The sequence below is a fragment of the Actinocrinis sp. genome (assembly GCF_035653575.1).
Taxonomy (GTDB): domain Bacteria; phylum Actinomycetota; class Actinomycetes; order Streptomycetales; family Catenulisporaceae; genus Actinocrinis.
Genome location: NZ_DASRBQ010000167.1, coordinates 22065 through 32924 on the forward strand (window position 1 = coordinate 22065; position 10860 = coordinate 32924).

General features: G+C 70.0%; 7 protein-coding genes and 1 pseudogene. 4 read left to right on the forward strand and 4 right to left on the reverse strand.

What is annotated here, in order from left to right:
• Positions 1-133 precede the first annotated feature (133 nt).
• The 4 genes and pseudogenes from VFA06_RS26170 to VFA06_RS22600 all read right to left on the reverse strand — a co-directional run.
• Positions 134-529: pseudogene (locus VFA06_RS26170) on the reverse strand (ATP-binding cassette domain-containing protein); the annotation flags it as partial.
• A gap of 86 nt (positions 530-615) precedes the next feature.
• Positions 616-1632 carry a substrate-binding domain-containing protein gene (locus tag VFA06_RS22590; RefSeq protein ID WP_324842683.1) on the reverse strand — a complete coding sequence of 339 codons (1017 nt, stop codon included), beginning with the start codon at positions 1630-1632 and terminating at the stop codon, positions 616-618.
• Positions 1633-1729: 97 nt separating this feature from the next.
• Positions 1730-2629, reverse strand: a complete 900-nt coding sequence (locus tag VFA06_RS22595; protein WP_324842684.1) for a hypothetical protein — start codon at positions 2627-2629, stop codon at positions 1730-1732.
• Between the two features lie 19 nt (positions 2630-2648).
• Positions 2649-5318, reverse strand: a complete 2670-nt coding sequence (locus VFA06_RS22600; protein WP_324842685.1) for an NPCBM/NEW2 domain-containing protein — start codon at positions 5316-5318, stop codon at positions 2649-2651.
• Between the two features lie 175 nt (positions 5319-5493).
• Here VFA06_RS22600 and VFA06_RS22605 point away from each other — a divergent pair, with 175 nt between their 5' ends.
• The 4 genes from VFA06_RS22605 to VFA06_RS22620 form a co-directional block, all read left to right on the forward strand.
• Positions 5494-6252, forward strand: a complete 759-nt coding sequence (locus tag VFA06_RS22605; protein WP_324842686.1) for an SDR family oxidoreductase — start codon at positions 5494-5496, stop codon at positions 6250-6252.
• Between the two features lie 86 nt (positions 6253-6338).
• The gene (locus VFA06_RS22610; RefSeq protein ID WP_324842687.1) at positions 6339-7097 is read left to right on the forward strand and encodes a FadR/GntR family transcriptional regulator; all 759 of its coding nucleotides are present in this window, start codon (positions 6339-6341) and stop codon (positions 7095-7097) included.
• A 234-nt stretch (positions 7098-7331) separates the two neighbouring features.
• On the forward strand, positions 7332-9935 hold the full coding sequence (gene rph, locus VFA06_RS22615; protein WP_349260300.1) for a rifamycin-inactivating phosphotransferase: 2604 nt from the start codon (positions 7332-7334) through the stop codon (positions 9933-9935).
• 46 nt (positions 9936-9981) lie between these two features.
• A partial coding sequence (locus tag VFA06_RS22620) for an MFS transporter (protein WP_324842689.1) occupies positions 9982-10860 on the forward strand: 879 nt, incomplete at its 3' end.

Here is a 10860-nt window from a genome sequence, read left to right on the forward strand (position 1 = left end):
CGACTGCCACTCCCTCGTCGCGCAGCCGCCGGATCAGGCCGAACAGCGCGTCGACTTCGTGGTCCGAGAGCGAGGAGGTCGGCTCGTCGAAGGCGATCACCCGCACGTCGCCGGTCAATGCGCGCAGGATCTCGACCAGCTGCCGCTGGGCCGCGGACAGCGCCGAGCCCGGCGTGCGCGGATCGAGCATGCTGGCGAAGCCGTACCGGTCGATGTCCGCGCGCACCTGGTCGATCAGTGCGCGCTTGTCGACGATGCGGCCCCGCTTCGGCAGCGCGCCGAGGTATACGTTCTCTGCGACGGACACGTGCGGGACGATCTCAGGTTCCTGCTGGACGACCCGCAGTCCCGCCTTGTGCGCGGCGATCGGCGAGCCGAAGGCGACCGGTTCGCCGTCGAGCAGCAGCCGGCCGGTGTCCGGAGCGTGCTCGCCGGACAGGACCCGCAGCAGCGTGGACTTGCCGGCGCCGTTCTCGCCCATCAGCGCGAGCACCTCGCCGGCGCGCACGTCCAGGCTCACCTCGGCCAGCGCCCGCACCGGGCCGAAGGATTTGCCGATCCCCTCGGCCCGCAGCCGGGAGGCGGCCGCCGGCTGTCCGTCGGAGCGCTGGTCCGCTAGCTGCACTGCACGCCCGCCTGCACGAAGTTGGTCGCGTCGACCATGGTGGTCTTGGCGATCGACTTGGCGGGCAGCGCCTTGCCGTCGCGGATCTTGCCGACCAGCACGTCCACCGCGGTGGCGCCGACCGCGCGCCCGTCGATGAACAGCGCCGCCTTGTTGCCCGAGTCCTTCTTGGCGACCCAGTCCTTGCAGGTCAGGTACGCGCCGAGGCCGACGCCGTCGATGTTCGCCGGGGCCACGCCGCTGTTCTGCAGCGCGGTCACCGCGCCGGTCTCGCTCTCGTCGTTGCAGCCCCAGACCACCCAGTGCTTGACGCCCGGGTTGGCGGTGATCGCGGCGCCGGTCTTGTTCTGCGCGTCGACCACCGAGTTGTCCGTGCCGATCTTCACGATCTGCGGGCTGGCGCCGGCGGCAGCGGCGAAGCCGGCCTCCTCGCCCTGCTCGCGCTGCTGGCAGTCGGACAGGTCCTGCTGGTAGGCGGCCAGGATCTTGGTGTCGGCGGCCGACCAGCCGTACTGCTTGAACAGCTTGCCGGCCTCAGTGCCGACCGAGGTGCCCATCTGCACCGAGTCGAAGCCGACGAACGGCGCGGGCTGCCCGGAGCCGTTGCTGATCGGGTCGTCGCTGGCCACCAGCGGGATCGCCCCGGCCGAGTCGATGACCTGCGGGCCGATCTTCTGGTCCGGCACCACGATGGCGATGCCGTCGACCTGCTGGCCGACCTCGGTGCTCATCGCGCTGATCGCCTGGTTCGAGTCGGTGCCCAGGTTCACGGTGACGATCTTGACGTTGCCGAGCTTGGCCGCCTCGGCCTTGGCGCCGTTGGCCTCGTCGATGAAGTACTGCTGGTCGCCCTGCTTCTGCAGGTAGGCGATGGTGATCTGGCCGCTCTTCGGGGCGGCGGCGCCTGCGGTGCCGCCGGTCGCGGCCTTGCCGTTGGAGCAGCCGGCCAGCGCGAGCGAGGCGGCGATGCCCGCCGCGCCCATGCCCACGAACGTCCTTGTCCGCACTGTGGTGACTCCGATTTCTGAGGTGGGGTGCCGGTGGAGGTGGGGAAGGTGTCGACGCGCCCCGTCCCGACGAGTGTCGGACGCGGCGGCCGAGCAGTCAAGATTTATTCATAAATAATTCGTACTCCTGGCCGATTCCGGCTTGGATGATTACGCGCCAGGCCGTGCGTGCGCCGGGAGCGAGCGGTTCGAGCTCGGCGTATGCGTCGGCGGGGTCGTCGTGCACGCCGAACGCGGGCTCGATCGCGACGTGCCGCAGCGGAGGGTCGCCCCAGCCGCCGAGGTTGACCCACAGCCCGAGATGCGGGCAGGTCGAGTCCGCGACCTTCCAGGCCAGCCACTCGCCTGCGCCGTCGTCGACGACCGCCACGACCTCCGGCAGCGGTGGCTCCAGCCACAACTTGGCCGCTCGCCCGGCCGTGTCACCGAGCGAGATCTCGGCGACCGGTTCCGCGCCCGCCGTGCCGATCAGGTCGTCGAACGCTGAGTCGTCCGGCTCGCCGCCGCGGTATGCGCTGTCGATGCGTAGCCGCATCGGTGACGAACTCACGATGCGCATTCGTTCGTGCGCCGCAAGGAGCATGTGCTGTGCCCAAGTCCAGGCGAGAAACTCGTCGCCGAGGTTCTCCAGCCGGTAGACGATTCGCAGCGCGCTGTTTTGATGTGGGCCGCCCGTCGCCGTGATCTCGCGCTCGAAGCGGTATCCGCGCCCTTCCGGCTCGACCGCTCCGGCCAGCGAGTCAGGAGCCTGCGTCAGCCACGGCAGCCGCCAGACGTCGCCGTGATCCTGCAATCCGCGGTCCAGCGCCGCGCCGAGGTTAGGGAAGCACTCGTCCCAGCCGGAGCAGTCCAGCTCTGCCCAGTCCTGGCCGGGATCCGGGGCCGTGAGCGGCCGGACCGGCGCGGCCAGCCACTCGCGGCCGGCCGCGCCGAAACGCAGGCTGCTGATTTTCCCGCCCAGTTCCGGCCTCCATCGCAGCCGCGCGCCGTCGCTCACCGTTTCACCCGCGGATCCGCTAGGCCGCCGGGAGCGTCGCGACCGAGACCTCGGCCGCCGAGGCGTAGCCGTTGGCACCGGCCGTCGCGGTCAGCCGCACGTAACGCGCCTGCGTCGGAGCGATCTGCACCGACTTGAGCAGCGCGTCCTGGGGCCAGGTGCCGGCCGGCGCGGCGGCGGTGAACGTGACCCCATCGGTGCTGACCTCGACCGTGTAGCCGGTGATCGTGCCGGTGATGTCGCCGTCGAGTCGCGGCTGGTAGGTCAGGCCCGTGACGGTCTGCACCGAGCCGAGGTCGACGATGAGCGCGATCGGCAGCGGGTCGTGCACCGGGCTGAACCGCGAGTGCCACAGCGTGGTCACGTCGCCGTCGACCGCGTTGGAGGCCGGGTAGCCGTTGTTCGCGCTGGTCGCGGTGGCGCTGAGCGTGGACGGCGCGGCGAAGTGCGGCCACGGTCCGCTCGGCACGGTCGCGACCGGCGCGCCGCAGGTGATCTGCAGGCCGCCCCAGTCGGCGCGGTCGTTGTAGCCGCCGTCGCCGCCGTCTCCGACCACCAGGCTGAGAACCTTCGCAGAGCCCAGATTCACCGAGACTTCGCGGGTGGCGGCGCGGGTGACCAGGCCGCTGTCGTAGAGCTTCACGCCGTCGCCGTAGATCTGGAAGGTGGCCGTGCCGCCGCTCGGATCGAAGTTCGCCGAGTCGTCGATGCCCACGGTCGCGGTCAGCGTGGTGCAGTTGCCGCCGGTGTAGTAGTCGATCGTGGAGGGCGAGGCGGTTCCGACGCCGGTTGGGTAGGTCACGCCGTGCATCACCAGCGGTCCGCCGCCCGCGTCGTCACGGTCGACGCGCGGCACGAGGTAGCCGCTGGCCGCGTCGAGCCACGCGTGGTGGCTCAGCGGCACGGCGCCGGAGGGCGGCGCTGGCGGGACCTGCACGGTACCGGCACCACTCGCGCTCAGAGCCTTGATACCGCTGTCGCTGTACCAGCTGTATGAAGCGGTCGCAGTGAGCTGATCCGGTCCGGGCATGGTGCCCTTAGGGACGGTGACCTGCCACGCTCCGGACAGCGACTGCCCGGTACCGAGCCGACTCGCATTCGTCGGCTTGCCGCTGGTCGCGGTCCAGCCGGCCGGAAGGTTCAGCGCCAGCTTGACGTCGACGATGGGGCTGCGGCCGTTGTCGGTGAAGGCAGCGGTCACCGGGAAGCTGTCGCCCGGGGCCGCCAGCGGCAGTCGCGCCTTGGCGGTCGGCGTGATGCCGGCCGGGGAAAGCGTCGTCGAGGGCTGCGTCTCGCCGATGGCGGTGGCGCGCGAGACGCGCAACAGCACCACGCCGTGGCCCGGCACGGTCGCGGAGATCGCGCCGGCGGTCTCCGTCGTCGAGTGCTGCCACAGGTCGCGCAGCGCGTACGCACCGGCCGTCGGCAGGCCTACCTGCCGAGCGGTCGTTGAGATCTGCTGGGGCGCGGCACGGCGGTTGAACAGCGCGACGGCATAGTCGCCGCCGGAGAGCGGCTTGGTCCACACCTGCGCGTCTCCGGCCGCCGAGGTCCAGATCGCGGTGCCCTGGACGCCGAGCGGGTCCTGGTCCACGGCGAGCACTTCGCGGTTGGTCAGCGCGCTGAGGCTGGCGGCGGACAGCGTGCGCACGTCGCTGCCGATGATCAGCGGTGCGGCGACCATCGACCACATGGAGAACTGGGCCCGGAACTCGTCGCCGGAGAAGCCGAGGCCGGGGGCCAGGTAGTCGGGGTCGTTCCAGTGTCCGGGACCGGCGGCCTCGGGGTGGGCCGCGTCCGCGTCCAGGTTGCGCAGCATGTCAGAGTACTGAACGTTGTTCGGGAAGCCGATGTCGGTGTCGGTGCGCCAGGAGTTGCCGGTGCTCGGGCCGAACTTGTACGAGTCGTACGCCGAGCGGCCGGGCGCGGCCCCGGTCTCGGGGATGAACGGGTTGCAGATGTTGAACAGCATCGGCCGGTGGCTGCTGTTGTTCAGCAGCGCGTCGCGGAACTGCCCGTAGGCGGTGGCCGGGTCGAGGCCCTGCTGTTCGCCGCCGCAGAAGTCGACCTTGACCGCGTCGTACCCCCACCCGGCGAAGGTGTTCACGTCCTGCTGGTAGCGGCCGTAGCTGCCCTGGTTCGGGCCGCCGCACCCGTTGCGGCCGGAGTCGGTGTAGATGCCCGCCTTCAGGCCCTTGGCGTGGATGTAATCGGCGACGGCCTCCATTCCGTCCGGCCACTGCGTCGAGCTGACGGTGATGTTGCCGGCGGCGTCGCGGGTGCCGCTCCACCAGCCGCCATCGATCCAGACGTAGTCGTAGCCCGCTGCCGCCAGGCCCTGGCTGACGAGGGCGTCGGCCTCGGCCTTGATGGTGGCCTCGTCGAAGCTCGAGCCGAGGCCGTAGTAGGTGTTCCAACCCTGATACGGAGTCTTCGCCAGGTCGTTGATCGGCGGCGTGGTGTTCGCGCCGGTAAGCGCGGCGCGAGACATGGCGGCGCCGGGCGCAGCGGTGTCGTGAGCGCCTGTGTCGTGAGCGGCTGTGGCGGAGGCGGCCGAGGTCGGCCCGGCCACGCCGAGCAGCGCCGCCGAGGCGACCAGCGCGACGCCTGCCGGGCCCCTCCCCCGACGTCTCCATCTGGGCGGCGCACCGGCCGGCGCGGCGCGTAGCGATCGCAAGGGTATCAGCATCCTGCGTACTCCTGCCTGTGGTGAGGGCTTCCCGGCCCGCGCGGATTTCCGCATTATTAACGAATTAAACTGGAGCCGTCAACGGCCGCCGCCGACCCGAGCGAAGATCCGGCCGCGGTTGCCAGCGCGACCCGTGAACTGCAAAACTTGTCATAATTAATCCGAAGGGACTGCCGTGCAGACACGCCGTTTCGAGGGCCGCACCGCCCTGGTGACCGGGGCTTCCTCCGGAATCGGCGCGGCCACGGCCCGCCGGTTCGCGGCCGAGGGCGCATCGGTCGTCCTGGCGGACATCGCCGACGAGCCCGGCCGGCAGATCGCCAAGTCGATCACCTCGGACGGCGGCGACGCCGAGTACATCCATTGCGACACGTCCAGCGGCGCCGACTGGGCAGCCGTGCGCGACCGCGTCCGCGAGCACTACGGCCGCCTCGACGTGCTCAACCACAACGCGTACTACTTCAAGTCGGCCAAGCTGCTCGATCTCGAACTCGCCGACTGGCACCGCCAGCTCGACGTGGCGCTGACCGGCGCGTACCACGGCATGCGCGCCTTCCTGCCGATGTTGCAGGAGGTCAGGGGCAACGCCGTGTTCACCTCGTCCGTGCACGCGAACTTCGGCCTGCCGGACCACCCCGCCTACGCGGCGGCGAAGGGCGCGCTGGTGTCGCTGGCACGCCAGCTGTCGGTCGAATACGCCCCCGAGGTACGGGTGAACGCCCTGCTTCCGGGACCTATCCTGACTCCGGCGTGGGATGACATCGACGAGGCCGGCCGGGCGCTGAGCATCAGCGCGACTCCGGCCGGACGGCTCGGCCGCCCCGACGAGGTCGCCGCGGCGATTGCGTTCCTCGCCTCCGCGGACGCGTCGTTCGTCAACGGCGCGAGCCTGGTGGTGGACGGCGGCTGGAGCGTCGCGAAGGCCTCCGCCTAGCCGGCGGCACGCGGGGTGCAAGCGCGCGTGGGAAGTCCAAGCTCGAGCACTTGCCCGAGTCAGGCGAACGGAGCGGTAAGGATCTGATGAGCAGCTACCAGGGCCGCGGGCTTCACGGTCAGGTCGTCGAGCAGCTCGGCGAACGCATCGTCGGCGGCGTGTACCCCGAGGGCGCACCGGTGTTCTCCGAGCAGCTTGAGCGCGAGTTCGACGTCAGCAAGACGGTCGTGCGCGAGGCGCTCAAGGTGCTGGCCGCGAAGGGCCTGGTGGAGAGCCGGCAGAAGCGGGGCACGGTGATCCGGCCGCGCGAGGCGTGGAACCTGCTCGACGCGGACGTGCTGCGCTGGCAGGGCCGCGAGGCGCCCAATTTCGTGTTCCTGGAGAACCTGGCGGAGGTGCGCGGCATCGTCGAACCCGCGGCCGCCCGCCTCGCCGCCGAGCGCCGCACCGAGGACGATCTGGCCGAGCTGGATGCGGCCCTGGCCGCGATGGCCGCGGCGGTGCACACGCCCGACGCGATGGTCGACGCCGACCTGCGCTTCCACCGCGCGCTGCTCAACGCCGCGCACAACGAGGTGCTCAGCCGCATGGAGGTCATCCTCGCCGCCGGGCTCCAGGTGCGCGACCGGTTCGTGCATCACAGCCGGCACGGCTCGGATCCGATGCCCTCGCACCGCGCCCTGCTCGACGCGATCCGCGACGGCGACGCACGCGCCGCCGGCCTGACCGTCGAGGCACTGCTCGCCCAGGCCGCGGCCGACCTCGCCCAAGTCCGCGAGCACGCGGAGGGCACCACCAAACGCACTGGACGCACGCCCGCCCGTCGCAGCAGAAGCGCCGCCTGACCACTCGACTCAACTCCTTGCGCCGACTGGTGAAGAACCCTCATTCGAGCGGGAGTCCGTCCGGCGGCAAAAACAAAGGCAAGGAGCACTCTCCTTGCCACTCCCAACTTATACCGCACCGGGGGGCTTGCGGCAAGGCCCCGGCCAGGGCGCAGAATCGTCGGGCAACGCCGCCACTTGGGGTAATGGGTGTGCGATGTGCGTGTGTTGTCATCGGCGGACGGGGAAATCGCAGTGGTCGAGCAGTACGTGTTGGATCTTCGAGAGGTCGATGAGACGCGGGGCGCGCTCGTCGGCGGCAAGGGCGCGCATCTGGGGGCGTTGTCGCGGATCGAGGGCGTCCGCGTGCCGGGCGGCTTTTGTGTGACGACGGACGCCTTCCGCCTGGTGATGGCGCAGGCCCCGTCGATCGACGGTTTGCTCGATCAGCTTTCGCGGCTGAACTCGGACGACGCGGAGTCGATCCGCATGCTCAGCGCGCAGGTTCGCCAGACCATTGAGGCGATCGCCATTCCGGGCGATCTCGCGGACGCGATCACCGATGCGGTCGCGCGGCTCGGCGAACAAACGGCCTGCGCCGTGCGATCGAGCGCGACAGCAGAGGACTTGCCGACAGCCTCCTTTGCCGGGCAGCAGGACACGTACCTCAACGTCGTCGGGGCGGCGGCGATCCTGCGGCACGTCAGCCGGTGCTGGGCCTCACTGTTCACCGAGCGGGCCGTGACTTATCGCCAACGCAATGGGATCGACCACCGCGCCGTCCACATGGCCGTGGTCGTTCAGCAGATGGTCTTCCCGCAGGCTGCGGGCATCCTGTTCACGGCCGATCCCGTCACCGGCAACCGCAGGGTCGCCACCGTGGACGCCGGCTTCGGACTCGGCGAGGCGCTGGTCTCCGGCCTGGTGAATCCGGACGTCTTCAAGGTGCGCGACGGTGAAGTGATCGCCAAGACGATCGCTGTCAAAGAGCGCGCTGTTCGCGCCCTGCCGACCGGCGGCACGCACACAGTGGCGGTCGACGCGCAGCAGCGGGAGCAGCCTGCGCTGACGGATGATCAGGTCGTGGAGCTCGTGCAGCTCGGTCGGCGGATCGAAGCGCGGTTCGGCCGGCCGCAGGACATCGAATGGTGCCTGGTCGACGGCGGCTTCCAGATCGTTCAGAGCCGGCCGATCACGACGCTCTTCCCCATCCCCGAAAGCAGTGACCAGGAGAATCACGTCTACGTCTCGGTCGGTCACGGGCAGATGATGACCGACCCGATGAGGCCGCTGGGGATCTCCGCGTGGCAGCTGACGGCCCTGGTGCCGATGCCCGAGGCCGGCGGGAGGCTGTTCGTCGACGTCACCCCCCGCCTGGCCGCGCCCGCCAGCCGCGCCGGGCTGCTGGAGCTGATGGGAAGAGGCGACCCGCTGATGCGCGACGCCCTGGAGACCGTCCTCGAGCGCGGCGATTTCGTTCCCTCCCTCCCGGACCCAGGTCCCGGCGCCGGCGGTCCGCCGACCGGCGGCACATCGCTGCCTGCCGAGGCAGATCCGGCCATCGTCAGCGAGCTGATCGAGCGCAGCGAGGCGTTCCTCGCCGCCTTGAAGCGCGAGATCCCGGCGAAGAGCGGTCCGGCGCTGTTCGACTTCCTGCTGGAAGTCTTCGAGGAGCACAAGCGCATCCTCACCGATCCGCTGAGCTTCCGGGCGATCATGGCGGGAATGGAGGCCACGTGGTGGCTCAACGACAACCTGCAGGAGTGGCTGGGCGAGAAGAACGCGGCTGACACGCTCACCCTGTCCGCTCCCGGGAACGTGACCTCGGAGATGGGACTGGCGCTGCTCGACGTCGCCGACGTGATCCGTCCGCTGCCGGAGGTGGTCGCGTTCCTGCAGGACGTCGAGGACGAAGATTTTCTCGACGAGCTGCCGAAGCTCCCCGGCGGAACCGAGGCGCGCGACGCCATCGCGGCCTACCTCGACCGGTACGGTATGCGCTGCGCCGGGGAGATCGACATCACCAGGCCGCGTTGGCGCGAGCGCCCCACCACGCTCGTGCCCGCGATCCTCGACAACGTCAGGAACTTCGAGCCGGGAGCCGCAAAGCGGCGCTTCGAGCAGGGACTGCTGAAGGCGCGGGAAAAGGAACAAGACGTGCTCGCGCGCCTGCGGGCCCTGCCGGACGGGGAGCGCAAGGCCGACGAGACCAAGCGGATGATCGACCAGGTCCGGGCCTTCATCGGGTACCGGGAGTACCCGAAGTACGCCATCATCAGCCGCTACTTCGTCTACAAGCAGGCCTTGCTGCGGGAGGCCGAGCGCCTTGTACGGGCCAACGCGATTCGCGAGCCGGAGGACATCTTCTATCTCACGTTCCAGGAGCTCCACGACGTCGCGCGCACGAATCAGGCGGATGATCAGCTCATCGAACAACGCAAGGAGACCTTCCGCTCCTATCACGCGCTCACTCCGCCACGAGTGCTCACCTCGGAGGGCGAGGCGGTCACCGGGGCGTACCGGCGCGACGACGTGCCAGCCGGTGCCCTGGTCGGCTTGCCGGTTTCCGCCGGGACCGTCGAGGGCAGGGCGCGTGTCATCCTCGACATGGCATGGGCCGACCTCGAAGCGGGCGACATCCTGGTCACCACGTTCACGGACCCCAGCTGGTCGCCGCTGTTCGTCGGCATCGCGGGCCTGGTCACGGAGGTTGGCGGCCTGATGACCCACGGTGCGGTGATCGCCCGGGAGTACGGCTTGCCGGCCGTCGTGAGCGTCGAGCAGGCTACGCGGCTGATCCGGGATGGGCAGCGGATCCGCGTGCACGGAACCGACGGATACATCGAGATCCTGTCTTGACCCCTCAGGCATGCCGTCCCGTGCGCGGTGAAACGAACAGGGCGCTATGAGCCGGCGCCGGAACGGAGCCGCTACGGTCACGCGCGAGTCGACCTACCACCGCGACACCGCGACGTGGGTGGCGTTTGCCGCTCTGTTCGCCTTCGGCATCCTCAACGCGGCGCTCGGTCCGGCCCTGCCGTATCTTCGCCAGACCGAGCACACTTCCTACCTTGTCGGTGCGCTGCATCAGGTCGCCTACTCCATCGGCGGCATGATGGCCGGCATTCAGGCCATCCACTCGAACGCGTCGCGACGGCGCACGATCGTCGGCGGCCTGAGCGGTGCCGCGGTCGCCAGCCTGCTGCTCGGCTACGGCCGGGTGCTGCCGTTGACCGCCGCAGCCGCCCTGTTGATCAGCGCCCTGGCCACCGCGGCGCTCATCAGGCTCTGGGCGCTGCTCGCGGATCTGCACCACCGCGACCGCGCCGTGGCGATGACCGAGGGCGAAGTAGCGGTGAGCTTGGCGGGAATCGTCACGCCGGCTGTGATCAGTGCCTGCGCCGCAACGGCACTCAGCTGGCGGTTCTCCTTCGTGATCGCCTGCGTCCTCGTCACCGCGGCGGCGATCGGCGTGGCCGTGACGCGCCTGCCGGATCCGGCCGGCCTGCAAACCCCTGACACCACCGGAGCCGAGACCGCTGAGACTAAGACCGCTGAGAACGCCGATGTAGGCGAAGTAACGCACTCCCACCGGCGCACCCTCACTACGATCTTCGCGATCGTCGGCCTCGAATTCACCCTCAACTTCTGGGCCGCCAGCTATCTGCACGACGACGTGGGCATCGCCCAAGACACCGCGGCCGGCCTGGTGAGCGGCCTCTATGCGGCCAATCTGGTCGGCCGGGTGCTCGTCAGCCGGCTCGCCCGCACGCTCCGCGCGACG

Excerpts from the sequence above, each read along its gene's own strand:
- VFA06_RS22600 (WP_324842685.1), bottom strand. The coding sequence starts at position 5,318 with ATGCTGATACCCTTGCGATCGCTACGCGCCGCGCCGGCCGGTGCGCCG.
- VFA06_RS22610 (WP_324842687.1), top strand. The coding sequence starts at position 6,339 with ATGAGCAGCTACCAGGGCCGCGGGCTTCACGGTCAGGTCGTCGAGCAG.